Below are 26846 nucleotides of genomic sequence, written 5' to 3'. Positions count from 1 at the left end.
GAATCTATAGTTGGTTTGATTATTGCATTGGGATGCCACCCCGGCATCGTCCTCGCTTACCCTGACCCCACCCTTTTCATACCCCTGGGTTTTGCTGTGTTCAGCGAAGCCTTTTTGCCGAGTCCCGCGCCGCCATGAAAGCCAGCCAGTTTTTCGTTTCCACGCTCAAAGAAGCCCCTGCCGACGCCGAAGTGGTCAGCCACAAACTGATGATGAGAGCCGGCATGATCAAGCGCCTGGGTGCCGGCATCTACAACTACATGCCCATGGGCTTGCGTGTGATCCGCAAGGTGGAAGCCATCATCCGTGAGGAGATGAACCGCGCCGGCGCGGTGGAGTTGCTGATGCCCGTGGTGCAGCCCGCCGAGCTGTGGCAGGAAACCGGCCGCTTCGACAAGATGGGCCCCGAACTGCTGCGGGTGAAGGACCGCCATGGCCGTGACTTCATCATCCAGCCTACCTCCGAAGAGGTGATGACCGACATCGCCCGCCAGGAGCTGCGCAGCTACAAGCAGCTGCCCAAGAATTTCTATCACATCCAGACCAAGTTCCGTGATGAGCGCCGGCCCCGCTTCGGCATCATGCGCGGCCGCGAGTTCACCATGAAGGATGCTTATTCCTTCGATCGCGATGTGGCTACCGCGACGCTGAGCTACCAGAATATGTACGCGGCTTACCAGCGTATCTTCGGCCGCTTCGGCCTGGAGTTCCGCGCCGTGGCCGCCGACACCGGCGCCATCGGCGGCGAGCTCTCGCATGAGTTCCAGGTCATCGCCGACACCGGCGAGGACGCCATCGTCTATTGCCCGACCAGCGACTACGCCGCCAATATCGAATTGGCCGAGGGCCTGGCCTTGCTGGCCGCCCGTGGCGCCGCCACGCAAGACCTGACCCTGAGCCCCACACCCGGCAAGAGCACTTGCGAGGATGTGGCGGCCTTGCTGGGCCTGCCGCTGACGCAGACGGTCAAGTCCCTGGTGCTGGCCAGCGATGAGCTGGACCAGGACGGCGCCATCGTCAAAACCACCATCTGGCTGCTGCTGCTGCGCGGCGACCACGATCTGAACGAGGTCAAGGCCGGCAAGATTGAAGGCTTGAAGAACGGCTTCCGCTTCGCCACGGCGGCCGAGATCGAAGAGCACTTCGGCAGCAAGCCCGGCTATCTGGGCCCGATCAAGCTGCTCAAGCCCGTCAAGGTCGTGGCCGACCGCACGGTCGCGCTGATGAGCGATTTCGTCTGCGGCGCCAACCAGGCGGATCACCACTTCACCGGCGCCAACTGGGGTCGTGACCTGCCCGAGCCCGATCTGGTGGCCGACATCCGCAATGTCGTGGCCGGCGACCCCTCGCCGGACGGCAAAGGCGTGCTGGCCATCCAGCGCGGCATCGAGGTGGGCCATGTCTTCCTGCTGGGGACCAAATACTCCAAGGACATGAACGCCACCTTCCTGGACGAAAACGGCAAGCCCCAGCATATGGTGATGGGCTGTTACGGCATTGGCGTGACCCGCATTCTGGGCGCCGCCATCGAGCAGAACCACGACGAGCGCGGCATCATCTGGCCCGAGGCCATCGCGCCCTTCAGTGTCGTGGTCTGCCCCATCGGCATGGACCGCAGCGAGGAGGTGAAGGCCGCCGCGCAGCAGCTGCATGACGATTTGCAGGCCCTGGGCGTGGATGTCTTGCTGGATGACCGCGGCGAGCGCCCCGGCGCCATGTTTGCCGACTGGGAGCTGGTGGGCGTGCCGCATCGTGTGGTGATTTCCGATCGCGGCCTGAAGGAGGGCCAGGTCGAATACCAGGGCCGCCGTGATGCCCAAGCCACCAAGCTGGGCTTGGCCGAGGTGCTGGACCTGCTGAAGACCAAGCTGGCGTGAGCCGGCAGCGGCCCGAGCCGCCCATGCGGCGAGAGTCGGTGGTCGACGGCTTGCGGGCCCTGGCCTTGTTGGCGGTGATCGCGGTGAACTGGATGGGCTATGCCAGCCTGCCCGAAGCCGGGCCCCTGGGTGCGGCGCTACCCGCCAGTTCTTGGCTGGCCCAGGCCAGCCTGGCCCTGGTGGCGGCCTTGCTGGCGGGCAAGGGCATCACCTTGCTGGCTTTCTTGTTTGGCTACGGCCAGGGTTTGTCGCGCCGTGCGCGGGGCCAGGCGGCCTTGCCGCACCGGCGCCGCCGCATGCAGCGTCTGCTGCTTCTGGGCCTGTTGCATGGTGTGTTCATTTATATGGGTGACATCCTCACCCTGTATGCCATCAGCGGCTTGTTGATGCTCGCTTGGTCGGACCTGCGCCTGCGCCAGCTGTGGCGCCGCTTGATCGTGCTGCTGGCGCTGGAGCTGCTGCTGAGTCTGGCGATCGCGGTCTGGCTGTTGCAGGGCGGCTGGGTCGAGAAATCTGCCGAATTTCGCTCCCTGGCTCAAGCCAGCGGCTGGTGGGACTGGATCCGGCTCAATGGCGGCAGCTTTCTCGCGGGCGCGCTGGGTCAGTTGCTGCTGGCCCTGCCGTTCTTTATGGGCATGATGACGGCCGGCCTGATGGCTGCCCGCCTGCGTCTGTTCAGCCATCGCCGTTGGCGCGGCCGCCTGCAGCGCTGGGCGAGTACATGCTTCTGGCCCGGCCTGGTCTTGAATCTCGTCTGGGGCCTGAGCTTGTGGCAGGCTTTGCGCAGCCAGAATGAGCGCCTGGAGCAGCTGTGCTGGACGATTTACATCTGGCTCGCGCTGTCCCTGCTGGTGGGCTTGGTGCCTAGGCTGGTGCTGGCCGCCCAAGGCGGTGCGCGCTTTATGCAGTACTTGGCGCCTGCAGGCCGCCACACGCTGAGCATCTATATCGGCAGCTCCCTCTTGAGCCTGCTGCTGCTCAGCGGTGTGGGTCTGGGTCTGGGCCTGTCTTGGGGCACGGCGACCCTGCTGGGCTTGAGCCTGCTTTACTGGGGCTTGTGGATGGGCGTGGCGCCCCGTATCAAATTTCGTTTGCCGCTGGAGGCGTGGCTGTCACGATGACAAAGCAATTGAAGAAGGCGTTGAGGCCGGCGGCTGTGTCGCGCCGCGGCCTGCTCTTGGCTGCCGGGGCCTGCGGCTTGCTGCCACGTTATGCTGAGGCCGGTGCCCAGATCGAGGAACCTCTGATCGACTCCGTGCGCTCGGCCCTGAGCGCCTCCATCGCCAACAGCGCGCCGCCCAAGCCCAATTTCGCCGATGTGGAGCAGCGCCTGGTCTATCTGCGCTGGTTGGGCGTTATGAGCGAAAAACTCAAGCGCCGCAAGAGCGAGACGCAGACCCGTATCGAGTTCCTGGAAACGGTCTGGTACGAGTCCCGGCGGGCCGGCCTGGAGCCCAGCCTGGTGCTGGGTCTGATCCAGGTGGAGAGCGGCTTTCGCAAATACGCCATCAGCTCGGCCGGTGCGCGCGGCTATATGCAGGTGATGCCCTTCTGGGCCAATCTGATCGGTGATGGCCAGGCCTCGCGCCTCTTCCATATGCAGACCAATCTGCGCTTTGGCTGCGTCATCCTGCGCCACTATCTGGACCGGGAGAAGGGCAATATGTTCCTGACCCTGGGCCGCTACAACGGCAGCCGCGGCCGGGCCGAGTATCCCGATGCCGTGTTTGCTTGCCGCAAGCAGTGGTTGCAGGAGGGGGAACGTTAGGGCCGGGCCTGCAAACCCGCCCAGGCCTTGGGCTCGGCACCGGCCACGCCGGCCAGCTCCAACACCCGCTCGGCGCTTTCATTCACCAAGTCCTCAATGCTTTGCGGCTGGTGATAGAAGGCGGGCAGCGGCGGGAAGATGATGGAGCCCATCTCGGTGGCGGCCGTCATATTGCGCAGATGGGCCAGGTTGAAGGGCGTCTCGCGCACCATCAGGATCAGGCGACGGCGCTCCTTCAGCGTGACGTCGGCGGCGCGGGTCAGCAGGTTGTCACCAAAGCCGTGGGCCACCGAGGCCAGGGTCTTCATCGAGCAGGGCGCCACCACCATGGCGGCGGTGGCAAAGCTGCCACTGGCCACGCAGGCACCGACATCGGCGGGCGAGTATGCATGGCTGGCCTCGGCCTCCAGGGCTTTGCGGTCCAGGCCCAGTTCGTGGTGGGCATTGAGCACACCGGCCGGGGTGACGATCAGATGCGTCTCCAGGCCTAACTCCCGCCCTCGGCGCAGCAGGCGCAGCGCATAGGCCGCGCCGGTGGCGCCGGTGATGCCGACGACCAGGCGCTGCGGCGTGGCAGCGTGAGGGTTCAAGCCGCCCTCAGGCCGCCAGGGCTTGTTGCAGTTCGCCGGACTCGTACATCTCCATCATGATGTCCGAGCCGCCGATGAACTCGCCCTTGACGTAGAGCTGGGGGATGGTGGGCCAGTTGGCGTAGTCCTTGATGCCTTGGCGCACTTCGGCGTCTTCCAGCACATTGAAGGTCGTCAGATCGCTCACGCCGGCGGCCTTGAGGATCTGGATGGCGCGGCCGGAGAAGCCGCACATGGGAAATTGCGCCGTGCCCTTCATGAACAGGACCACGCGGTTGCCCTTGACCAGCTCATCGATGCGTTGCTGAACGTCGCTCATTTGATCTTCACCCCAAAATAATTGAAACCAGGGTGGGATTATCGGCGAGCTTGCATGCCCTCAGCTTGACCAGGCATTCAAGCGGCGGCAATTTCAGTAGCTATAGGACAGACCCAGCTGCAGCACCGGCTTGAAGCGCAGGTCGCGCATCAGCTCTTCCATGCCCTGGCTGCGGCTATTGCCCAGGCGCAGACCGCCCAGGCCGCCCAAGCCGGTATCGCTCAGCAGGCCCAGATCGGCGCTGAAACCCCAGCCGCCCCGCAGGGATTGGCCGGAATAACCCAGGCCCAGATAGGACAGGGAGGCGTTGGGATCGCCGCCCTCCAGGGCGGGCGCGAGCGCGCTCAAAGCACTGCGCTGGCTGAGCGAGAAGTTCTGCCCCAGCCGGCTGCTCTGCCCCAGGCCAAAGCCTTGCTGGCTTTGGGAGATGGGGCCCAATAGCATGCCGCCGGTGGCACGCAGGCCGCCTTGCACGCCACGCAGGCCGGAGCCGGTGAGGAAGTAGTCGCCCATCAATTGGGCGCTGAGTAGACGCGAGCCGCTGTAGCGGGTGTTGTCGAAGCCGGTATTGCTGCTGGTGTCCAGGCTGCCCAGCTGCAGGCGGGCCTGCCATTTGGGCGCCTCCGGCGCTGCGGCCGAGAAATCGGCCGCCAGCAGGCTGGTGTGCAGGGCCAGGGCTGTCAAGCCCTGCATGCTCAGGGCGAGCAGGCGTGGCATGGAGCGCGGGGGGCGAGCCGAAAGAGGCGTGGACGCGGTCTTCATGGCGATCTCCTGCAGCAGTATTTCGGGTTTGATACTACGCCTCAGTGTCCGGAATGGACGCCAAATTTCTCGGGGGATGTGCCTGTTTTTGCACAGATTGACTCAGTCAGATCGGGGCTTGTTGCATTCGCCGGGGCGTATGGCCGAGGATCTGGAAAAGTAGACGATGCACTCGGCAGCGCTGAGTTCCCGTTTGAGCGAGGCAGCTTGCTTGTTGAGCAGGGCTGAGATTTCGTCGCTGCTGCGGCGCGCACGGCTGACATCCCAGGTCCGCAGCAGGCCCTCTTGGTCCAGGGTCAAGGCCCGCCTGCCGTCGGGGCTCAAGCGCACGAGTTTCAGTCTGCCGGCATGGCCGCGCAGCTCGATCAGCCTGGCATTGCTCGCCACGTCCCAGATGTCGACCCGACCCTCATCGTTGCCGCTGATGGCGTTTTCGCCATTTGCATCCAGGCCTGCGCTGCTAATGGAGCCACCCTTGGAGCCGACGGCGAGCGAGGCCAAGGCCTTGCTTGCCAGGGCGTCGTAAACCCAGACCTCTCGTTCCGATTCGCGGGCAATGAAGCGCATTCCGTCGCCGTGCATGAGGGTGTCGTTGACTGAGCCGGGGGCGAGTGTCGCCAGCGGGGTGTATTCGCCGCTGCGGGTATCGAGCGAGAGCACCCGCCTTGCTGCGTCAACCAGTACAAGTCGCGCCCCGGCGCTGAAATGCAGCAGCCGGGTTCTGGCGCCTGCGTCAACGGGCGGCACTGCAAGGCCAGGCGGCGGTTCAAAGTCGCGTATCAAGCGGCCGTCCATGCCGCTCCAAAGACGCAGCTTGTTTTTGGCGTCACTGCTCAGCAGTTCCTTGCCGTCTTCGGAAAAGATGGCCGTCGTGATCGGCGTTGCCTGTTTGAGTGTGAACAAGGTCTGGCCACTCAAGCCGTCATGGGCCACCCCGCGTCCGTCGGCATGAATCGTCAGAACTCGGCTGCCGTCCCGGTTGAAGCTGCCGCCGACAATGCTTTGTTGACCGGTTGTCGAGGCCAGGGTGATAGAACGCAGCTGCCGCCCATCCCAACGGTGAAGCCCGCCCTGCTCGTCCAGATACAGCAGCTGGCCCGACGAGCTTAGAAATACCCGGGCCTTGACGCCTGCCGGCAGCGTCAGCGAACCATCTCCGATGGGTCGTAAAAAATCATCGCGAAGTTGCACCTCTTGCGCTGCTTGCAGCGCGATCGTGCGACCGTCATCACTGAATCGAGCATCGGTGATGCTGGCGCCGTTCGCCGGGAGTTCTGCCATCAGCATGCCGCGATCGATGGACCATAGGCTTGCGGCGCCATAGGCATCCAGTGCCAGCGCTTTGCGTCCATCGGCTGTGAGCGCCGCGTATTCAACGGCTTGGCCGCGCGCACTCTGGGCCACCAACTGGCCCGCGGGCAGACTCCAGACTTTGCTCAGCCCGTCCTCGCCGGCGCTGACCAGGCGTCGACCGTCGGCGCTATAGCCCAGGGCGTGGACCGCCCCACCATGCGCTGCAAAGGCACTGGACAGCTTGTGTGTTGCAAGACTCCAGATCCTGATCATGCCCAACTCGTCAGCCAGGGCGACGGTCTTGCCATCGGGTGCGAGGGCGGCCGAGCGAACGGTTTCGTTCTGCGCATTCAGCCAGGCGCTGCGCGCGCCGCTGCGGGCATTCCAAAGGCTGGCACCTCCATTCCAAGCCGCGGCGATGATTTGACTGCCATCGGGTGTCATCAAGAGTATGTTGATGGGCCTTGGCGCCAACTTGATGCTGCGTTCCTGTGTGTAGCCGGTGCCGGAGAGTACGAGGAGGGTGCCGTCCGCAGCCCCCAGACACAGCGTGGCGCCGTCTCTGCTGGTGGCCAAACGAAGTTGCGGGCCGGCCTGGGATTTGAGTTGGTAAATCATCCGGCCGGTGGCGGACGCCAGAACCTGGACATGACCCTGGGCATTTGCGAGGCTGAGGGATTGCCCGTCCGGGCTGAACAGGGCGGCGTCGATGCGGGCATGCTGAGTCGGCAGGATGCGTGCCGCCTCCGCAGGCTGGCGCAAGTCCCACAAACGAGCTTGACCCCGTAAATCACCGGCGAAGAGGTAGCGACCATCCGGTGAGAATGCCAGTTTGGAGACGGTGCCAGGCAAGCCCGACAAGTTAGTTTGCTCGCCCGAGTTGGTATCCCAGAGATGGACGCCAGGCTTGTTGCCGGCGTAGGCGACAAGTCTGCCATCGGGGCTCAGTTGCACGATATGGGCTTTGAGCTCACCACCTCCCACGGGGTTGGAGGCCTCGGCCAGGTCGGCTGCATGGATGGCTGTGGCGCGCACGACGCGGTTGTGGCGGTCGGCCTGCAAAGCATGGTTGGCCAGCAGCAAGCCCAGGCCTATTTCGCCTTGCATCAATTCACTCTGTGCTTTGATGGCCAATTCGCCCGCCTGAGCCGAGCGTTCGTTCTGCTGGGCGATGCTTGCGCTTAGCTCGGCCCGGTGTTCTGCGCGCACGGCGATCAAAGCCGTCACGCCGAGCACGGTGGCGGCACTGAGCGACAGACCTAGCGCGGTCAACCAGCGGCGATTGGCGGCCAGCCAGCTCTTCTTGCGGTTCTTGCGGATCCAGTCCTGCCCGAACAAACGGCGGTAGACGCGGTTGCGCATCACCAACTGATCGTCCTCGCGCCGCACAATGCCCGACAGCCTGAGCCGGTTGTGAACCGGTGAAATATCCCGGTAGCTCACCGGCTTGTTGTGCAGAACTCGCTCGTAGACATTCAGCATTTCCTCTTGTTCATCGGCAGGTGCTGCGAGCAGGTATTGAGAAATGAACTGGAAATGCGGGTCCGAGGGCCCGGCGTCGCTGAGCAAGATTTCGCCCACTCGCTGGCCGATTGCGCCGATCTCGGGCAGGGGCCTGGCATCAAGCTCGGCACACACTCTTTGGCAGAGATAGGGTTGGCCGCCGGTCCAGCCCTGCAGCTCCTCTTGCAAGACCTGCTTTTCCTGCGCGCTGCCGTCGAGCGAATGAATGAGCCGGCTGATCTCGTCGCTATCAAAGTCGGTGAGTTCAATCTTGATGCCGATATTGAAGGGGGTACGCGTCGGATCCTTGATCAACTCCGAGGGGCTGGCCACGCCGAGCAGCACAAAGGAGATTTTTTCGAACTGCGGGTTGGCGGCCCTGGCGTTGTGGGTGGCCCTGAGGGCGGCGAAGAAATCGTCGGCAAAAGGCAGCTTGATCGTGGTGTCTATCTCGTCAATGAACACGACCAACTGCGATTGCAGCCTTGGCAGAAGGCTGTGTGCCAGGAAGAAGACGAAGCGTTGGGCATGCGATAGATGCTCATGCCGCCCCCACCAGTCAAACAGCTGCGGCTCTGTTTTGCAGACCTCCTCGAGCTCGCTCAAGATGCCCAGATACCACTGGTCTGCCGTGACGCCTTGGGTGCCGATTTCCGTCAGATCTATGGCCGCGACGGCGATATGGTTAGCCTCCAGCGCTGCCTTGGTCTTGGCCACCAGGCTGGACTTGCCCATTTGCCTGGAGGTCAACAAGAAGGCGAACTCGCCACGTTCGCACAAGTCCAGCAATTCCCTATCGGCCGCCCGCTCTACATAGCAGGGGCTCTCTGGTGCGAGCGTGCCGCCGGCGATGTATTTGGACGAGAGCCTCACGGTTTGGTAACGCGCCGGAAATAGTTGTCGTACAGCGGGTTGCGCGCCAGCAGGCGCCCGCCGATCTCTTTCACAATGCCGCCGGCAATCAGGCGATGGCGAGCCTCGTTGTCGGCCTCGCCCGATCTAAGCGCGTTGCGCAGGGCATCGATCAGGCCCGGACGCAGATGCAGGCGCGAGAACAGGGCACGCAGATGGTCGCCAAAGGGGCCGGTCTCCGACGCGGCCTCGCCCAGCAGATCTGCAAAGCTGTAGCGCCGCTTGGTCAGCAGGTACAAGGCCTTGCGGCTCAGGTAGGGATGGCCGCAGAGCAGGGTTTGCAGGGCCTGCAAATCCGTTGGCGAGAGTTGCATCTGGTGGCGTTGCGCCAGCTTCAGGGTGTCGGCGAGGGTGAAGTCCTCCAGCTTGACCGTGGTGCCGACATTGAAGGGCGACTGGGTCAGGCTTTCGATCAGCATGGCCGGTTCGGTGGAGATGGCCGTGGCCAGGCAGAATCGGCGCCATTCGGGCTTGGTCTGGCGGCAGTTGTGCCAGCTGCGCAGCATGCCGAAGAAGTCCGACCGGGAGGGCGATGCGAGCAGTGCGTCGGCCTCATCCAAAGCCAGCAGCAGGCCTTGATCGTTCAATTGCGGCAAGATGCGCCGCTCCAGAAAGCGGCGGCATTTCTGGGTCTCGGACAGGGGGCCTTGCCAGTGCTGATCGACCTGGCATTCCAGGCCGAGCGCGTCCTCGATGAGTACGCAGAACTGGTGATAGAGCCGTTTGGGGTCGACAAGCTCCTCGTGGCCAAAGGCCTGGAAGTCGATAAAGGCAACGGCCACGCCGGTGCGGCGGGCTCTGGCCATGACACGGCCCAGCAGCGAGCTTTTGCCCATCTGGCGTGCCGCCTGGATGGTCAGGGTATAGCCCGCATGGTTTTGTTCATCGGCGACGATGTGGTCGCCATCGCGTTCGAGGTAGAACACGGACTCGGCCGCCATCGTGCCCTCGGGGGCTTCCAGGCACAGCAGGGGGTTGGCCGAGGGCAGCGGAATTTCCGCGGCAAGTCCGGTCTTGGCGATGCCGGGAGCTGGCAGTTGGGCATCGTGTTCGATGGCTGCCAGCAACTCGGTCGTGATCCTGGCGGTATCGGATTCGCTGCTGCAGAACGCGTAATTGAGCCGGTTGAGGATGGCGCCCAAATCGTAGGGGAGTTGGCCGTCGTAAGCCAGGCGTACGGGCAGCAAGTGGGGTCGTCCGTGGGCTCGCTGTGAGGCGTGGGCCAGGCGGGCTTCTTCGGCCACCATTTGGCTTTGCATCGATTGTTCGGAGATCACCAGGACAAAGAAATCGGCCGCCTTGATCTCGTCGCTGATGCGCTGCACCCAGTCTTCGCCCACCCGCATGCTGAGGTCGATGAAAAGGTGGTGGCCCCGCTCGCGCAAGGCCTTGCTGAGCGCGTCCACAAAGGCGGCATCGGCCGCCGTGTTGCGCTTGTAGCTGATAAAGATCCGCTTGGACACCGAAGCTCCCCCGGTTCATCGCTGAGACAGGAGGAACATAGCAGAGGTCTGAGGCGAGTTGAAAGCTCGATTACGATTGCCTGAAGGAGCGCGTTCCGCATGGAGGGCAGCTGATGGCGGGCAATCAAGCTTGGGTGCAGGCGCCGTTGGCGGCTTTGGGGCGGGGCCTGCGGGTAGATTCATTTTCCAGTCGACCGGCGCCTTGGCGCACGCGCGGCATGGTCTGGTTTTTCGGCGTTTTACTGGGTGCTTTGCTGGCGCGCAGTGCGCAGATCCAGATTGTCAATGCCGACTTCTATCTGAAGCAGGGTGAGGCACGCTATCTGCGTGCCCTTGAACAGGAAGCGGTGCGAGGGCGCATCCTGGACCGCAATGGCGAGATCCTGGCGATGAGCGCGCCCGCTGTTTCGCTCTGGGCCAGCCCCGAGCTTTCGGAACAAGACCCTTCGAGATTGCGACAGCTGGCGCGTGTACTGGGTCTGAGCGAGCTCGAACTGGCCGCGCGGCTTGCGCCCAAAGCCAATTTTGTCTGGCTCAGGCGCCATGCCGATGACGCGCTTGTGGAGGCCGCGATGGCGCTGAAACTCCCGGGCCTGCTTCGGACGGAGGAGTACAAGCGGGTCTATCCCAGCGGGGCCGTGGCGGGGCCGGTGCTGGGCCTGACGAATCTGGATCAGCGAGGCCAGGAAGGGATCGAGCTGGTTTTCGAGCAGAGTCTGCGAGGGCAGGCCGGCCGGCGCTTGGTCAGCGCCGATCGATTGGGCCGCGCGGTCGAAGAAGCGGCGGCCGGCGCATCGGTCCAGTATGGGCAGGATTTGTTCTTGAGCCTGGATTCGGTGGTGCAGTACCACGCGTTCAGCGCCTTGCGTGATCTGGTGGAACAGAGTGGGGCTAAATCGGCCAGCTTGGTGGCGCTGGATGCGCGCAGCGCCGAGGTGCTTGCGATGGCGAGCTATCCCAGCCAAGACCCGCAGCAGCGCCGCGAGTTCAGTCCGGATCATATGCGCAACAAAAGCGTGACCGATCTGTTCCAGCCCGGTGGCTTGGTCCAGCCGCTGTTGGCGGCGCTGATGTTGGACGCGGGTCGGGTCGGCGCGGAATCCATCCTGCGAGCGGAGTTCAGGAGCTTTGGTTTTGAGGGTTTGACTTTTACGCGCCCGCCGTCTCTGGACTCCCCCACCTTGGCACAGGCCCTGGCCTCGGCCTGTGACATCTGTGTCGCCCAACTCGCCCTGGAGTTGCAGCCCCGCGAGCTGTTTGACTTCTACACACGCCTGGGCTTTGGGCGGAAGCCGGTGATCGAGTTCCCGGGGGCGGTTGCCGGATGGGTTGCGCCGGTAAAGAACTGGGGGCCGCAGGGGCAGGCCAAGCTGGCCTTGGGTTATGGGCTCAACACGAGCTTGCTGCAATTGGCCCGTGCCTATCTGGTCTTGACGGCGGATGGCCAGGCGGTGGAGGCCACCTTGCGCAAGAATCCGCAAGCGGTTCAGCCGCTGCCGGTGGTTTCCGCGAGTGTGGCCGCCCGCGTGCGAGAGATGATGGGGGATGCGCCTCGCAGGGGGGAGGCCAGCACGCCCAACTACCCGCTGATCGGGCGGGGCGCGATTGAATCCAAGCTTGGCCAGGCAGGGTATAGCAAGAGCAAGTACCGGGCGCTTTTCCTGGGCATGGCGCCCGCCGATCAGCCCAGGCTCATCATCGCGCTACTGCTGGATGAGGCCCAGTTGCCCCAGTCGCAGAGCCTGTGGAGCCTGGCTCGTTTGAGCGAGGGTCTGGCGGATCGCACGCTTTGGCGCCTGGGTGTGGTGCCCAGCGGCCCCCGCTCACCCGGGCCTGCTGGCCCAGGTCCCGGCGAAAGCCGACCTCGGCAAAGCCGCGTTGGCGCAGGGCGGCCGTGACGGCCTCGGCCTGGTCGTAGCCATGTTCCAGCAGCAGCCAGCCGCCGGCGTGCAGGTGTTCGGGCGCGCCTTCGATCAGGGTCAGCAGATCGCGCAGGCCGTCGCCGCCGGGCGTCAGGGCGCTGAGGGGTTCGTGGCGCAGCGCCGGCAGATGCGGGTCTTCACCCGCGATGTAAGGCGGGTTGCTGACGATCAGCTCAAAGCGCTGGCCCGCCAGGGGTTGCCACCAGTCGCCCAGGTGGAATTGCAGAGGGAGGCTCAGCCGGCGGGCATTTTCTTGCGCCACTGCCAGGGCCGCGGCGCTGAAGTCCAGGGCATGGACCTCGGCGGCCGGGTGGCTGGCCTTCAGGGCCAGGGCGATGGCACCGCTGCCGGTGCCTAGATCGATCAGGCGCGGCGGCTGGCTTTGGGCGGGCCGGGCGCGCAGGATCTCCAGCGCCCAGTCGATCAGGGTTTCGGTATCGGGGCGGGGCACCAGGGTGGCGGGCGTCACCTTCAAGAGCAGGCCGTGGAACTCCTTCTCGCCGACGATATAGGCCAGGGGCATGCCGGCGGCGCGTTGCTCAAACTGCGCCAGCAATGCGGCCGCGACGGCCGCGGGCAGGGGCGCATCGTCGTGGCTGATCAGCCAGGCCCGGCTTTGCTGCAGGGCGCGGCCCAGCAGCAGCTGGGCGTCCAGCCGGTCCAGGCCCAGGCCTTGGGCGTGGACTAGGGCGGCGCTGACGGTTTGCATCAGTTCTTGCCTCCCTCTTCCAGCAGGGCCAGTTGTTCGGCGGCCTGGGCGGCCTGCAGGCCGGCGGCCACATCGTCCAGATCGCCGTCCATGATGGCACCGAGCTTGTAGAGGGTTAGGTTGATGCGGTGGTCGGTCAGCCGGCCTTGCGGGAAGTTGTAGGTGCGGATGCGGTCGCTGCGGTCGCCGCTGCCGATCAGGCTTTTGCGCATGGCGGCGTCCTTGGCGGCGCGCTCGTTGCGGTCCTTGTCGCGCAGGCGTGCGCCCAGCACGGCCATGGCCTTGGCCTTGTTGCGGTGCTGGCTGCGGTCGTCCTGGCACTCGGCCACCAGGCCGGTGGGCACATGGGTGATGCGCACGGCGCTGTCGGTTTTGTTGATGTGCTGGCCGCCGGCACCGCTGGCGCGGTAGGTGTCGATGCGCAGGTCGGCCGGGTTGAGCGTGACCTCCTCGGCTTCATCGGGTTCGGCCAGCACGGCCACGGTGCAGGCGCTGGTGTGGATGCGGCCCTGCGATTCGGTGGCGGGCACGCGCTGCACCCGGTGGCCACCGGATTCGAATTTGAGGCTGCCGTAGACGCGGTCGCTGGGCGCGCCCTCGATGCGCACGACCAACTCCTTGTAGCCGCCGAGGTCGGACTCATTGGCCGACAGAATCTCCGTGCGCCAGCCCCGCCGCTCGGCATAGCGCAGATACATACGGGCCAGATCACCCGCGAACAGGGCGGACTCATCGCCACCGGTGCCGGCGCGGATTTCCAGGAAGGCCGGGCGTTCGTCGTCCGGGTCGCGCGGCAGCAGGGCCAGTTGCAAACCCTCGTGCAAGCGCGTCATCTCGGCCTGGGCCCGGCCGATTTCTTCCCTGGCCATCTCGGCCATTTGAGAATCACCGGGGTCATCCAGCCAGGCCTGCGCCTCGGCCAGATCGGCCTCGCATTGCTGGTACTGGCGGTACTGGCCGACCAGCTCGGCGGCTTCGGCTTGCTCGCGCGTCAGGGCGCGGTAACGCTTCATATCGGCGGCGGTGTTGCCGTCGGCCAGGATGGTGTCGAGCTCGCTCAGGCGGTAGGCGAGGCGTTCAAACTGCTGGCGCAGAGAGTCTTTCATGGCGGGTTCGGTCGGAGGGGCGGAGCAGGAAGTCGCCAGATCGCAGCAGGGCGGGGCGCAGGGTGGCTGCGGGCAGGCCGGAGGCCGCCGCAGCGGTGACATCAGGCTTCGCTAATGCTCGTCCGAGCGTTCGACCGCTTGGGCCGGGTTGCGGCTGCTGCCGCGCAAAAACAGGCGCGACACGGTTTGCGCCATCTGCACTCGCTGCTCGCCTTCGCTGGCGTGCAGCTCGGCCAGGGCGCCGTGCAGCATTTTTTGCGTGAGGCCGCGGGAGAGGGCGTCCAACACCTCGTCCACATCGGCGCCCTTGGCCAGTAGCTTGCGGGCACGCGCCATTTCTCTCTCTCTCCACTCATCGGCCTGGGCGTTCAAGGCCTGGATCAGGGGCACGGTGTGGCGCTGGCCCAGCCAGTGCACAAAGCTCTGCACACCGGTCTCGATGATGGCCTCGGCCTGTTGCACCGCGGCCTGGCGCTTTTCGCCCGCGGTCTGCACCAGATTGGCCAGTTCGTCGACGGTGTAGAGGTAGACATCGTCCAGCTTGGCGACTTCGGGCTCGATATCGCGCGGCACGGCCAGATCGACCATGAAGATGGGCCGGTGCTTGCGGGCCTTGAGCGCGCGCTCGACGGCGCCCAGGCCGATCAGGGGCAGGCTGCTGGCGGTGCAGGAGATGACGGCGTCGAACTCATGCAGGCGTTGCGGCAGATCGGCCAGGCGTATCGATTCGGCGCCCAGGCGGCCGGCCAGCTTTTCGCCACGCTCCAGCGTGCGATTGGCCACGGCCATGGACTTGGGCGTGCGGGCGGCGAAATGGGTGGCGACCAGTTCGATCATTTCACCCGCGCCGACGAAGAGCACCTTGATCTTGCTGAGGTCCTCAAACAGCTGGCCAGCCAGGCGCACCGAGGCGGCCGCCATGCTGATGGAGTGGGCGCCTATTTCGGTGGAGCTGCGCACCTCTTTGGCCACCGAGAAGCTGCGCTGGAAGAGTTGGTGCAGGGTCGTGCCCACCGTGCCGGCCTGATCGGCCTCGCGCACGGCCTGCTTCATCTGGCCGAGGATTTGCGGTTCGCCCAAGACCATGGAGTCCAGGCCACTGGCGACGCGGAAGGCGTGGCGGGCGGCGGCGCTGCCCTGCAGCACATAGGCATGATCCATCAGGGCGCTGGGGCCTACACCGCCGATCTGGGCCAGCCAGTCGACGGCGGGCTGCACCATGCTGCCGTCGCCCGCCACATAAAGCTCGGTGCGATTGCAGGTGGAGAGGATGGCGGCCTCGGCGCCTTTGCCGAGCCTGGGGCTTTGCAACTGCTGGCGGAAGCCCAGCAAGGTGGGGGCCAGCTGTTCCAATGTGAACGCAAACCGGCCGCGCAAATCCAGCGGCGCGGAGTTGTGGTTCAGACCCAAGGCAAAGACTGACATGAGGGGATTATAAAATTGACATCTGTCAGACCAAGGCCGAGAAGCGTTGTCTGGCGGCAAAACTTGGGGCTTTGGACTTGATTTAACTCAAGCCTTGCTCGTTTCCACGCACCTTCATCGCAGCCCTGGGCCTCTTTCCATCTTGAGTCCACTCGACGCCATCTGGCATCTCGCCAACTTCTTTGCCCCCGCCTGGTGTGTTGCCGCCCTGCTGGCCTCGGCCTGCAAGCTGCTGTGGCGGCGTGAAACCCGGGGCCTGGCCTGGCTGCGCTTGCTCAAATGGGGCGGCGCGGGCGGCAGCCTGGGCCTGCTCCTGGCCTTGGCCGTGCTCGGCCATGACGGCAAGATGATGGCTTATGGGCTGATGCTTCTGGGCATCAGCCTGCCGCAGTGGTGGCTGGCCTTCAGGCCGGCAAAGTAGCGCCCTCGCTCGTCAAGACCTCGGCGCGCAGGGAATGCGCAAAAGCCTGGGTGATGGTCACATCCACCAACTGGTTCATCAGGCGGGGCTGGCCCTTGAAGTTGACGATGCGGTTGCACTCGGTGCGGCCCATCAGTTCGCTGGCGTCCTTGCGGGCATTGCCGGTGACGAGGATGGTCTGGGTCTTGCCCACCATGGTCTCGCTGATGGTCAGGGTATTGGCCTCGATGGCGGCCTGCAGCTCTTGCAGGCGCCTGACCTTGGTTTCGTACGGCGTCGTGTCTTCCAGATTGGCTGCCGGCGTGCCGGGGCGGGGGCTGAAGATGAAGCTGAAGGAGGCATCGAAGCCGATGTCGTGCACCAGCTTCATCAGCTTGGCGTGATCGTCCTCGGTCTCGCCGGGGAAGCCGACGATGAAGTCGCTGGCGATGCGGATGTCCGGCCGGATGGCGCGCAGTTTCTTGATCGTGCTCTTGAACTCCAGGGCGGTGTAGCCTCGCTTCATGGCCATCAGCAGGCGGTCGCTGCCATGCTGGACCGGCAGGTGCAGATGGTTGACCAGCTGCGGCACCTTGGCATAGGCATCGATCAGGCGCTGGCTGAATTCGTTCGGGTGGCTGGTGGTGAAGCGCAGGCGTTCGATGCCGGGGATATCGGCGCAGTATTCCAGCAGCAGGGCCAGATCGGCATGCTCGCCCGTGCCGCCCATCTTGCCGCGGTAGGCATTGACGTTCTGGCCCAGCAGATTGAACTCCACCACGCCCTGGTCGGCCAGGCCGGCGATCTCGGTCAGCACATCGTCGAAGGGGCGCGAGACCTCCTCGCCCCGGGTATAGGGCACGACGCAGTAGCTGCAGTATTTGGAGCAGCCTTCCATGATGGAGACAAAGGCCGAGGCCCCCTCCACCTTGGCGGGCGGCAGATGGTCGAATTTCTCGATCTCGGGGAAGCTGATGTCCACCTGCGGGCGGCGCTCGTCGCGGCGGGCCGCCAGCATGGCGGGCAGGCGGTGCAGGGTTTGCGGGCCGAACACCACGTCCACATAGGGCGCGCGCTCGATGATGGCCGCGCCCTCTTGCGAGGCCACGCAGCCGCCCACGCCGATCAGCACGCCTTTTTCCTTCAAGTGCTTGACGCGGCCCAGATCGCTGAACACCTTCTCCTGCGCCTTCTCGCGCACCGAGCAGGTGTTGAACAGGATCAGGTCGGCTTCGTCGACGTTCTCGGTCTTCTCATAGCCCTGGGCGGCGCCCAGCACATCGGCCATCTTGCCCGAGTCGTACTCGTTCATCTGGCAGCCGAAGGTTTTGATAAAGACTTTTTTGCTCATGATCGGGGTGCTCTTGGTTTGCTGGCGGGCCTGAACGGCCAAGCTGGCAGCAGAGTTTTTAGAAACAGCTGACGCTGAATTTCAGCGCTTGGTCCAGGTCTGCGTGCCGGGCTCGAAGCTCCAACTGGCAGTTTCCTGTGGCGTGCGGGGCCAGGTCTTGTTGGCCAATTCGGCGGGGTTCAGCACCCACACATCCATCAGCAGACCGGCGGGGTCCAGTGTGTAATGCACCGTCAGCTTCTGGCCGGCCACGCTGGCGGGTGGCAGCAGCATATGACCGTCGCTGCGCAGGCGTGAGCCGGGGGCCAGGCGGGCGGGCTTGCCGTTGAGTAAAACGTCGGGTGTCTGCTGCACCACCAGTTCGCCGCGCAGGGCTTGGGGCGGGAAGGGGCGATGGCTTTGCGCCAGCGCGGCTGCAGAACAGCAGATGGCGACAGCCGCGAGCAGAGAGTGGGCACAGCGGGTCATGGTATTTGTCCAGGGGCTGCGTGAATCGGGCAAAGATTTGTTTTCAGGCCTTGAAAACAAAACAGCCCAAGGTTTTGGCCTTGGGCTGTTTCTCTTTTTTTGGTGGCGCTTCAGGGATTCGAACCCCGGACCTGCGGATTATGATTCCGTCGCTCTAACCGGCTGAGCTAAAGCGCCTCAAGCCCTCTACTATAGCAGCACTTTTTTGGGCTCCGCAAGAGTTTTTAGAAAAAAGTTCAGAAATCTTGTTTTGGGCGCTGGGGCAGGGCGCTGATCCGTCGGCGTATCAGGCTTGCGTGGCCAGGGCCACGCGCACGGCCGCCAGATCCCAGGCGGCGTGGCCCACGGTTTTGAAGAGCATGGGGCGGCGCAAGGCCGTCTGCCCGTCCAGGGCTTCGGCCAGCGGGTGGACCCGGCTCCAGTCAACCCCGGCCTGGAGCAGGTCACCCGCTTCGTGGCGGGCGCCTTGCAGATCGTCGACCCAGAGCTGGCGGCCGCGCACCTGGGCGGCGGGCAGCTCGGCCATCTGCGGCGTGAAGCTGCCCAGGCCGACGATCAAGGTGTCTGGTGCCACCTCCTGCGGCAGCACGGCACTGAGGGAGGTGGTGGCGGCGACGGCCACCGTCGCGCCCTCCAGTGCCTGTTCCAGCGGCAAGGCCTTGATGGGGCTAATGCCTTGCTCACTCAGGCTGGCGGCGAAGAGTTTGCTCTGCATCGCGCTGCGGCCCACGCAGCGCAGCTCCACGCCGGGCCAGCGTTCGCTCATGGCGAGGGCATGCATGCGGGCCTGGCTGCCGGTGCCCACCAGGGCGATGCTGGCGGGCGCTTGTCCCAGCAGGGTTTCTATGCCCAGCAGGGTGACGGCGGCGGTGCGGCGGGCGGTGATGACCGAGCCGTCCAGAATCATCAGCGGCGTGCCGCTCACCGCCTCGCTGACGATGACCCGGCCCTGGATGGTGGGGGCCCCCAAGGCGCGGTTGGCGGGGGTGACGGCCACCAGCTTGGTGACGGCGTAGCGCGAGTCGGTGCAAGGCATGGCCAGATAGCTGCCGCCCTCCGGCAGGGGCAGGACGGTGCGCGGGCTGGCATGGATGCGGCCATCGCGCAGATCGCGCATGGCTTGCGCCACGGCGGGGATCAATTGATCAAAAGGCAGCAAGGCGGCGGTGGCCTGGGCTTCATGGATTTGCATGGCTTGCGTCTTTGCTTCTGATGGGGGCGGGGCCGGCGGCAGATCGCTTGCACAAGGCTTGCAGAAGGGCCGCCGAAGGCTCGGCCGATTATGATTCGGGACTTCGGGTCGGGGCGTCCAGCATCGGCCCCTGCGCTGGGCCCGCTGCCGCAAAGATTTGCTTTGCAAGGCCAGGGACCCAGGAATCTAGGCGTTTAGATGTTCAGTTTCTTCAAGAAAAAATTCGGTGCCTCGCCACCTCCTCCATCGCCAGCGCCCGCCCTGGAGCCTGTGCCTACACCCTGTGCGCAGCCTGCGGAACCCAGCCCGCCCGAGCTGAAGCCCGAACTCAAGCCCGCGCCGCCGCTGGCTCCTGCGCCCGCCGCTGTGGCGATAGCAGCCGCAGAAGCCCCTGTTGTCGAGATCGCCGCCGCGCCGGCGCCCGCGCCGGAGCCGCGCCGCAGCTGGATGGACAAGTTGCGCCAAGGCCTGCGCAAGACCGGCTCCAGCATCGCCCAGGTCTTCACCGGCACCCAGATTGACGATGAGCTCTACGAGGAACTGGAGGCCGCGCTGCTGATGGCCGATACCGGCGTCAAGGCGACCGAGTTCCTGCTGGCCGATCTGAAACAGCGGGTCAAGGACACGAAAGCCACCGATCCCGGCGCCGTGCGGGCCTTGTTGGTGGAGTCGCTGACCGCATTGCTCAAACCCCTGGAGCGGGCCCTGGTCGTGGGTCAGCACAAGCCCACGGTGATGATGGTGGTAGGTGTCAACGGCGCCGGCAAGACCACCAGCATCGGCAAGCTGACCCGCCATCTGGCCGAGGCCGATCAAAAGGTGTTGCTGGCCGCGGCCGACACCTTCCGTGCCGCGGCGCGTGAGCAGCTCTCGGTCTGGGCCGATCGCACCCAGGTGCAAATCATCAGCCAGGAGGGCGGTGATCCGGCTTCCGTGACCTTCGATGCGGTCAATGCCGGCCGTGCGCGTGGCTGCGATGTGGTCCTGGCCGATACGGCCGGCCGCCTGCCCACCCAGCTGCACCTGATGGAAGAGCTGAAGAAGATCAAGCGCGTGATCACCAAGGCCCAGGCCGAGGCGCCGCACGAGGTGCTGCTGGTGGTCGACGGCAACACGGGCCAGAACGCGCTCAGCCAGGTCAAGTCTTTTGACGACGCGCTGGGCCTGACCGGCCTGATCGTCACCAAGCTGGACGGCACGGCCAAGGGCGGCGTGCTGGCGGCGATTGCCCGCGAGCGGGCCATACCGGTCTACTTCATCGGCGTGGGCGAGAAGCTGGAGGATTTGCAGACCTTCAATGCCAGGGAGTTCGCTCAGGCGCTACTCGAATAAGGCGTTAGCGCCCACTGCCGGGCCGCCCCAAAGTGGGCGCCCTAAAAAGCAAACAGGGGCCAAGGCCCCTGTTTGCTTTTACCCCCTCGGGGGGTGGGCTGCGTACCCGCAGGCCGGGGGCTAGCGTTCTCGCCTCGGGGGTAGGTGGGCTGCGTACCCGCAGGCCGGGGGGCCTCACATGCCCGGCATCATGCCCTTCAGCCCCTTCATGCCGCCCAGCTTCTTCATCATCTTCATCATGCCGCCGCCGCTCATCTTCTTCATCATGCCCTGCATCTGATCGAACTGGTTGAGCAGGCGGTTGACGTCCTGGATCTGCACGCCAGCACCCGTGGCGATGCGGCGTTTGCGGCTGGCCTTGCTCTTGCCGTCCATCAGCAAGGCGGGTTGGCGGCGTTCCTTGGCCGTCATCGCGTTCAAGATGCCTTCCATGCGCTTCATATCGCGCTCGGCCCGGTCCATGTCCTGCGGGCCGGCTTTGGCCGTCATCTGGGTGGGCAGCTTGTCCATCAGGCCGGAGAGCCCGCCCATCTTCTTCATCTGCGAGATCTGCGCCAGGAAGTCGTTCAGGTCGAAGCCGCTGCCGCTCTTGAGCTTTTCGGCCAGCTTGGTGGCGGCGGCCACGTCCACGCCCTTGGTCACTTCCTCGACCAGGGCGACGATATCGCCCATGCCCAGCACGCGGCCGGCGTGGCGTTCGGCGTCAAACACCTCCAGGCCGTCGATCTTCTCGGACGTACCCGCGAACTTGATCGGCGCGCCGGTGATCTGGCGCACCGACAGGGCGGCACCGCCGCGCGAGTCGCCGTCCAGCTTGGTCAGCACCACGCCGGTCAGGGGCAGGGCCTCCTTGAAGGCCTTGGCGGTGTTGATGGCGTCCTGGCCCTGCATGGCATCGACCACGAACAGGGTTTCGACCGGGCTCAGGACGGCGTGCAGATCGCGGATCTCGGCCATCAGCGCTTCGTCGATGGCCAGGCGGCCGGCGGTGTCGACCAGCAGCACATCGAAGTAGTGTTTTTTGGCGTAGTCGATGGCGGCCAGGGCGATCTCGCGCGGCTTTTGATCGGGCGCGGAGGGGAACCATTCGGCGCCGGCCTGGGCCGTCACCGTCTTCAGCTGCTCGATGGCCGCCGGGCGGTACACGTCGGCCGAGACCGTTAGCACCTTTTTCTTGCGCTTCTCGATCAGGTGCTTGGCCAGCTTGGCGGAGGTGGTGGTCTTGCCCGCGCCCTGCAGGCCGGCCATCAGGATGACGGCGGGCGGCTGGGCGGCGAGATTGATGTCGGCCACGCCCTCGCCCATGGTGGCGGCGAGTTCCTTCTGGACGATGGACACCAGCACCTGGCCGGGGTTGAGGGAGGCTATCACCTCGGCGCCCAGGGCCTTGTCCTTGACGCGATTGATGAAGTCGCGCACGACGGGCAGGGCTACGTCGGCCTCCAGCAGAGCCATGCGCACTTCGCGCAGCATCTCCTGGACATTGCTTTCGGTGATGCGGGCTTGGCCGCGCATCGTTTTCACGAGGCGACTGAGGCGGTCGGTCAAATTGGAAGCCATGGAGGGGTGGCGCTGTCGCAAGAGCGGGGCGCGCAAAAGTACACTGTGACCATGATTTTATCGTTCGCATCTTCAGGTGCCGCCAACTGGGTGTTGGCGGGCGCCAGTTTGTTGGCCGCCCTGGCCTATGGCTGGGTTGCAGTGCGGGCCAGCGGGACCGAGGCGGGCCAGGGTCGGGCCGATTCGGCCGGCCTGCTTTTGCTGGCCTGGGGCGCGCATCTGCTGGCCTTGCTGGTGGATGTGTCTGGTGTCGGGCAGGCGCTCAGCGGCACCCGCTTTGGCTTTGCCCCGGCCCTCTCGACCACGGTCTGGCTGGTGCTGGCCGTCTATATGGTGGAGAGCCGCTTCCTGCCCCTGCCCGGCGTGCGCCGGGTGCTGGCGTTGATGTCGGCGGCGGCGGTCTTGCTGGCCTTGGCATTTCCGGGTGAAAGCCGGCCTCTGGCGGGTTCGCCCTGGGCGCCCCTGCACTGGCTGCTGGGCCTGGCCTCTTACGGCTTGTTTGGGGTGGCGGTCTTGCATGCGGCCATGCTGAACCGGGCCGAGCGCATGCTGCGGCTGCTCAAGCCGGGTTCGCCCAATGCCGGCCCGGTGGCCCCGCCCTTGATGCCTTTGCTGCGTCTGGAGCGCCTAACCTTTCAATTCGTCGGCGCCGGTGTGGCGGCTTTGTCGGTGGCGATCTTGCTGGGCTGGTGGTTCACGCCGCACTGGCATTGGGATCACAAGAACTTTTTGGCCGTGCTGGGCTGGCTGGTGCTGACCGGCCTGCTGACCGGCCGCAAGGTGTTTGGCTGGCGTGGCCGGCGGGCCACCCGCTGGCTTTATTTCGGCGCCTTGCTCTTGCTGCTGTCCTATGCCGGCTCGCGCTTTGTGCTGGAAGTGGTGCTGCAGCGCCACCTGGCTGTCTGAACCGGAATCCGCTCGATGTTGAAGTTTCTGTTCCTGATCCTCTTGCTGGGCCTGGTGTTCTTTCTGCTGGGGGTCAAGCACTCGCGTCCTGCTCAACCCAGGAAAGAGGCGCCCGAGCCCAAGCCCACCGCCGCACCCCAGGACATGGTCAGTTGCGCGCAATGCGGCCTGCATCTGCCGGCCGAGGAGGCCTTGCCGGGGCGTGGCGGGCTGTTCTGCAGTGCCTTGCATCGCCAGGCCTATGAGGCGGAGCATGGCGGCGGCGCATGAGTGCTGAACCCACGCAATCCTGGTTCGGTCCGGGGGACGACAAGCCCAAGCCCATGTCGAAAAAGCGCTCGGACGACAGCGTGCAGTCCTTGTGGGAGCAAGACCCGGGCGAAGACTTGGAGAGCGAGTCTCGGCCGGGCGAGGATGCGGCGGCGATTGCCGCGATGGCGGCCGGCCGCAGCGAAGCCGCGCCCAGCGAGAGCGGTGCCGAGTCGCAGTTCTTTTTTCAGCAGGCGCGCCGCTTGGTGAATAGCGGCGGCAATGCCTTTGCCCGCCTCTACCGCGCCTTTCTGGGCGCGCGCGCGGCCCTGGGTCTGGCCCTGGTCGCGACCCAGACCATCGGCGGCTTGCTGGGGGCGCCGGCGCCGCCGTGGACGCTGGTGGTGTGCATGCTTTATGCGGTGCAGGCCATGGTTCTGTGGCTGTGGCCACCCTTGCAGAAAGGCGCCTCGGCGCGCAGCATGGCGCGCGTTTCCAGCCCGCCCTGGTGGACCAGCATAGGCCTGGACCTGCTCGTGTTCGGCGTCTTGCATGCTTTTGATCGCGGGGTGAGCGTCAATTACGGCGCCATGCTGGTGATGCCGGTGCTGATGGCGGGCGTGCTGACGCCGCGCCTGCTGGCGCTGGCGACGGCGGCCTGTGCCGCCTTGCTGATGCTGGGCGTGGCCGGTTGGGCCGTGCTGGCCGGGGCCGATGTGGGCCTGCGCATGACGCAGGCCGGCCTGGTGGGCAGCGGCTTCTTCGTCATCAGCCTGCTGGCCAGCGAGTTGGCCAGCCGCCTGGCCAAGGAGGAGCGCGCCGCTCGCGGCAGCATGGAGTTCGCGCGCCAGCAGGCCCAGCTCAATCGCCTGGTGATCGACGAGATGCAGGAGGGTGTGATGGTGGTGGACCGGCGCGGCCGGGTGCGCGCGGCCAACCCGGCCTCGCGGGCCTTGTTGGCCGATGGCACGGTGGTGCGCAGCGCGCCTTTCCAGCTGCGCGGGGTCAGGGCCTGGCACCCGCTGGTGCAGGCGGTGGAACAGGCTTTTGCCGACGGCGCCTGGCCCGAGGGCGGGCGCGATGTGGAGCTGCAGTTCGACTCCGGCCTGCCGCGCTGCCTGCGCCTGCGCATGCGCTTCACCCGCCGTCGCGCGCCCGACACCAGTGAAGATTTGTGTGTGCTGTTTTTGGAGGACAAGCGCCGCGTGCAGGCCCGCATCCAGCAGGACAAGCTGGCGGCCATGGGCCGGGTGTCGGCCGGCATCGCGCATGAGTTCCGCAATCCGCTGGCGGCCATCGCCCAGGCCAATGCCCTGTTGCTGGAAGATGCCGTCGAACCTCGCAGCCAGCAGCTGACCCGCATGGTGGCCTCCAATGTGCAGCGGCTCAAGCGCATCGTGGACGATGTGCTGGAGGTGGCGCCGGGCGCGGTGTCGGCGGCGCTGCCCGTCGATGCGGCCGCCCTGGTGGGCGAGACCTGCCTGGAATGGGCGCGCACCAATCAGCTTGCCCCCGGCCCCGCCGATCCGCTCGGCTGCAGCCTGCCCCTGCATCCCCTGATCGTGGCTTTCGACCCCGAGCATCTGCGCCGGGTGCTGGTCAATCTGCTGGACAACGCCTGGCGCCACGCCGAGCGCGGGCCGGGCTGCATGCAGGTGCGGCTGGAGCAGGAGGTCGAGCCGGCGCCCGAGCTGGCCCAGCCGCCGCTGGCCGATCCCCAGCCCTGGGTGCGACTGAGCGTGTTCAATCGGGGCCCGGCGATTCCGCCCGATGTGGAGCGGCATCTGTTCGAGCCCTTCTTCTCCACCCGCAGCCGGGGTTCGGGCCTGGGCCTGTACATCTGCCGCGAGCTGTGTGAGCGCTATGGCGCCAGCATCGACTACCAGCGCCGTCACGACCTCACCCCGGCGGGCAATGAGTTCAGCCTGCGCCTGCGTTTGCTGGCCGCTCCCTCGGCCCCGGCCGCCCCCGGTCGCCACCCTTCCCATTGAGCGTTAGCGCATGAGCACAACAAGCCCCTTCAGCCTTCTGGTGGTGGACGATGAACCCGATCTGCGGACCTTGTACGAGCTGACGCTGCTGCGTGAGGGCTATGAGCTGGAGACCGCGGGCACGGTGGAAGAGGGCTTGCGGCAATTGAAGCGGCGCGATTTCAGCGCCGTCATCACCGATATGCGCCTGCCCGATGGCAGCGGCCTGGATATCCTGCAATGGCTGGAGGCCCAGGGGCGCAAGGAAAAAACCCTGGTGATCACGGCCTATGGTTCGGCCGAGAACGCGGTCGAGGCCTTGAAGGCCGGGGCCTACGACTATCTGACCAAGCCGGTGGATCTGCGCCAGTTCCGCCTGGTGGTGGCCTCGGCCCTGGGCCGGGTGCCGGCCGTGGCGGCGACGGTGGTGCCGGCCAATCTGCCGTCGGAGTCGCAGGCCGCGCAGCCTCGCACTCCGGCAGCGACGCCGCTGGCGGGCGCACCCGGCAAGCCCGCTCCGGCGGCTGCTGCACCCGCAGCGGCGCTCAAATTGCCGGTGACGGCCTTGTCTCGCCTGGCCGGCTGTTCGGCCGCCATTCAGGAGCTGCGCCAGCTGATCGAGAAGGTGGGCCGCAGCATGGCACCGGTGCTGGTGCAGGGCGAGTCCGGCACCGGCAAGGAGCTGGTGGCGCGCGCCATCCACGACAGCGGTTCGCGCCTGCGCCAGCGCTTTGTGGCGGTGAACTGCGGCGCCATTCCCGAGGCCTTGCTGGAGGCCGAGTTCTTCGGCTATCGCAAGGGCGCTTTCACCGGCGCCAACGAGGACCGCGAGGGCTTTTTCCAGGCGGCCGATGGCGGCACGCTTTTCCTCGATGAGATCGGCGATTTGCCCCTGACCATGCAGAGCAAGCTCTTGCGCTCGATTCAGGAGCGCTCGGTACGGCCGGTGGGCGCGGTGCTGGAGGCGCAGGTCAATGTGCGCATCCTCAGTGCCACGCACAAGGACTTGAGCGCCGAGGTGGCGGCCGGCCGCTTCCGCCAAGACTTGTTCTACCGCCTCAACGTCATCCAGCTGCGCGTGCCGCCGCTGCGCGAGCGCATCGAGGATGTCGCCCTGATCAGCGACAAGGTGCTGGAGCGCATCGCGGCGGATGCCGGCGTCTCGCCCGTGCCACGCCTGACGGCGGCGGCGCTGGCGCTGCTGCAGCGCTATGCCTTCCCCGGCAATGTGCGCGAGCTGGAGAATCTCTTGCATCGCGCGCTGGCGCTGGCGGGTGGCGAATGGATTGATGCGGGCGATCTGGGCCTGCCCGAAGCCATGCTGGGCGGCCTCGATGAGCCGCTGGAGCCGAATTTGGCCTTGCCCGTGGGCTTGTTGCCCATCGAGCCGGCGCAAGGCCGGGAGCCCTTGCCCAGCGATCTGGTCGTCTATCTGGACGAGGTGGAGCGCGACATCCTGCTGCGCGCCCTGGCCCTGCACCGCTTCAATCGCACGGCCGCGGGCGCCAGCCTTGGGTTGTCGCTGCGTCAGATCCGCTACCGCATGGCCCGGCTGGGCATCACGGACGCCGAGGACGCTTGAGGCTGGGATTTACCCTTGCCGCGCGCGGGCTCTTGCTGGGTCTTGGGCGGTAGCGGCCCGTCTCAAACCGCTTCCGGCGGGTGATTTGCCGGCGGTTTTCTTGGCGGCCCCACGGCGTTCAAGTCTTGCCCTAGCGGCTTCGCAGCGCCAGTATTGGCGCGGCTTTGCGAGGCATTCCGGCCGCAAG

At 65.7% G+C, this 26846-nt stretch carries 21 protein-coding genes, 1 tRNA gene and 1 pseudogene; 10 read left to right on the top strand and 13 right to left on the bottom strand.

Annotated elements, in window-relative coordinates; all coding sequences use genetic code 11:
- Positions 1–134 precede the first annotated feature (134 nt).
- The 3 genes from HNP55_RS19225 to HNP55_RS19215 are packed head-to-tail and all read left to right on the top strand — an operon-like array spanning position 135 to position 3645.
- Positions 135–1877, top strand: coding sequence for a proline--tRNA ligase (locus HNP55_RS19225; protein WP_184303154.1), 1743 nt, complete (start codon positions 135–137; stop codon positions 1875–1877).
- Between the two features lie 23 nt (positions 1878–1900).
- Complete coding sequence (locus HNP55_RS19220; protein ID WP_184303150.1) at positions 1901–2998, top strand: DUF418 domain-containing protein; 1098 nt, start codon at positions 1901–1903, stop codon at positions 2996–2998.
- On the top strand, positions 2995–3645 hold the full coding sequence (locus HNP55_RS19215; protein WP_184303147.1) for a transglycosylase SLT domain-containing protein: 651 nt from the start codon (positions 2995–2997) through the stop codon (positions 3643–3645). The genes HNP55_RS19220 and HNP55_RS19215 overlap by 4 nt, the downstream gene beginning before the upstream one ends.
- On the opposite strand, the gene HNP55_RS19210 is transcribed toward HNP55_RS19215, so the two are convergent.
- The 5 genes from HNP55_RS19210 to HNP55_RS19190 form a co-directional block, all read right to left on the bottom strand.
- Complete coding sequence (locus tag HNP55_RS19210) at positions 3642–4235, bottom strand: UbiX family flavin prenyltransferase (protein WP_184303144.1); 594 nt, start codon at positions 4233–4235, stop codon at positions 3642–3644. The genes HNP55_RS19215 and HNP55_RS19210 overlap by 4 nt on opposite strands.
- Positions 4236–4242: 7 nt before the next feature.
- Entirely contained in the window at positions 4243–4554 is a 312-nt protein-coding gene (gene grxD, locus HNP55_RS19205) for a Grx4 family monothiol glutaredoxin (protein ID WP_184303141.1), read from the bottom strand.
- 93 nt (positions 4555–4647) lie between these two features.
- Complete coding sequence (locus tag HNP55_RS19200; RefSeq protein ID WP_184303138.1) at positions 4648–5316, bottom strand: hypothetical protein; 669 nt, start codon at positions 5314–5316, stop codon at positions 4648–4650.
- Between the two features lie 102 nt (positions 5317–5418).
- A complete protein-coding gene (locus tag HNP55_RS19195) occupies positions 5419–8985 on the bottom strand; it encodes an AAA-like domain-containing protein (RefSeq protein ID WP_184303135.1) in 3567 nt (1188 codons plus the stop codon).
- The gene (locus HNP55_RS19190; RefSeq protein WP_184303133.1) at positions 8982–10487 is read right to left on the bottom strand and encodes an AAA-like domain-containing protein; all 1506 of its coding nucleotides are present in this window, start codon (positions 10485–10487) and stop codon (positions 8982–8984) included. Before HNP55_RS19190 ends, HNP55_RS19195 begins: the two co-directional genes overlap by 4 nt.
- Before the next feature lie 113 nt (positions 10488–10600).
- Here HNP55_RS19190 and HNP55_RS19185 point away from each other — a divergent pair.
- A pseudogene (locus tag HNP55_RS19185) lies at positions 10601–12151 on the top strand (peptidoglycan D,D-transpeptidase FtsI family protein); the annotation flags it as partial.
- Between the two features lie 31 nt (positions 12152–12182).
- Here the strand turns inward: HNP55_RS19185 and prmC are convergent.
- From prmC to hemA, 3 genes are all read right to left on the bottom strand, one after another.
- Positions 12183–13118: a peptide chain release factor N(5)-glutamine methyltransferase gene (gene prmC / locus HNP55_RS24415; RefSeq protein WP_246448538.1), complete on the bottom strand. Its 936-nt coding sequence runs from the start codon at positions 13116–13118 to the stop codon at positions 12183–12185.
- Entirely contained in the window at positions 13118–14224 is a 1107-nt protein-coding gene (gene prfA, locus HNP55_RS19180; RefSeq protein WP_184303126.1) for a peptide chain release factor 1, read from the bottom strand. The genes prmC and prfA overlap by 1 nt, the downstream gene beginning before the upstream one ends.
- A gap of 111 nt (positions 14225–14335) precedes the next feature.
- Entirely contained in the window at positions 14336–15649 is a 1314-nt protein-coding gene (gene hemA, locus HNP55_RS19175; RefSeq protein WP_184303123.1) for a glutamyl-tRNA reductase, read from the bottom strand.
- A 142-nt stretch (positions 15650–15791) separates the two neighbouring features.
- Here hemA and HNP55_RS19170 point away from each other — a divergent pair, with 142 nt between their 5' ends.
- Positions 15792–16070 carry a hypothetical protein gene (locus HNP55_RS19170; RefSeq protein WP_184303120.1) on the top strand — a complete coding sequence of 93 codons (279 nt, stop codon included), beginning with the start codon at positions 15792–15794 and terminating at the stop codon, positions 16068–16070.
- Here the strand turns inward: HNP55_RS19170 and miaB are convergent.
- From miaB to HNP55_RS19150, 4 genes are all read right to left on the bottom strand, one after another.
- Entirely contained in the window at positions 16054–17400 is a 1347-nt protein-coding gene (gene miaB / locus HNP55_RS19165; protein ID WP_184303117.1) for a tRNA (N6-isopentenyl adenosine(37)-C2)-methylthiotransferase MiaB, read from the bottom strand. The two genes, HNP55_RS19170 and miaB, sit on opposite strands and share 17 nt — an antisense overlap.
- 81 nt (positions 17401–17481) lie before the next feature.
- Complete coding sequence (locus HNP55_RS19160) at positions 17482–17868, bottom strand: hypothetical protein (RefSeq protein WP_184303114.1); 387 nt, start codon at positions 17866–17868, stop codon at positions 17482–17484.
- 100 nt (positions 17869–17968) lie between these two features.
- Positions 17969–18045, bottom strand: a tRNA-Met gene (locus HNP55_RS19155).
- Positions 18046–18154: 109 nt separating this feature from the next.
- Positions 18155–19060, bottom strand: coding sequence for a delta(1)-pyrroline-2-carboxylate reductase family protein (locus tag HNP55_RS19150; protein WP_184303111.1), 906 nt, complete (start codon positions 19058–19060; stop codon positions 18155–18157).
- Positions 19061–19258: 198 nt separating this feature from the next.
- On the opposite strand from HNP55_RS19150, the gene ftsY reads away from it, so the two are divergent.
- Positions 19259–20392, top strand: a complete 1134-nt coding sequence (ftsY, locus tag HNP55_RS19145) for a signal recognition particle-docking protein FtsY (protein ID WP_184303109.1) — start codon at positions 19259–19261, stop codon at positions 20390–20392.
- A 174-nt stretch (positions 20393–20566) separates the two neighbouring features.
- On the opposite strand, the gene ffh is transcribed toward ftsY, so the two are convergent.
- Positions 20567–21952 carry a signal recognition particle protein gene (gene ffh / locus HNP55_RS19140; RefSeq protein ID WP_184303107.1) on the bottom strand — a complete coding sequence of 462 codons (1386 nt, stop codon included), beginning with the start codon at positions 21950–21952 and terminating at the stop codon, positions 20567–20569.
- A 51-nt stretch (positions 21953–22003) separates the two neighbouring features.
- Between ffh and HNP55_RS19135 the strand changes: the two genes are divergently transcribed.
- The 4 genes from HNP55_RS19135 to HNP55_RS19120 are packed head-to-tail and all read left to right on the top strand — an operon-like array spanning position 22004 to position 26659.
- Complete coding sequence (locus HNP55_RS19135) at positions 22004–22858, top strand: inner membrane protein YpjD (RefSeq protein WP_184303105.1); 855 nt, start codon at positions 22004–22006, stop codon at positions 22856–22858.
- Between the two features lie 15 nt (positions 22859–22873).
- Complete coding sequence (locus HNP55_RS19130; RefSeq protein WP_184303103.1) at positions 22874–23128, top strand: PP0621 family protein; 255 nt, start codon at positions 22874–22876, stop codon at positions 23126–23128.
- Entirely contained in the window at positions 23125–25098 is a 1974-nt protein-coding gene (locus HNP55_RS19125) for a two-component system sensor histidine kinase NtrB (protein WP_184303101.1), read from the top strand. Before HNP55_RS19130 ends, HNP55_RS19125 begins: the two co-directional genes overlap by 4 nt.
- 10 nt (positions 25099–25108) lie before the next feature.
- Positions 25109–26659 (top strand): sigma-54-dependent transcriptional regulator, encoded by a 1551-nt coding sequence (locus HNP55_RS19120; RefSeq protein ID WP_184303099.1) that lies wholly within the window; start codon positions 25109–25111, stop codon positions 26657–26659.
- Positions 26660–26846 lie beyond the last annotated feature (187 nt).

This window comes from Roseateles oligotrophus (assembly GCF_014204525.1).
In the GTDB taxonomy this organism is placed as follows: Bacteria; Pseudomonadota; Gammaproteobacteria; order Burkholderiales; family Burkholderiaceae_C; genus Paucibacter_A; species Paucibacter_A oligotrophus_A.
Note: the sequence above shows the minus strand (reverse complement) of the source record. Positions and strands in the feature narration are given on the sequence as shown.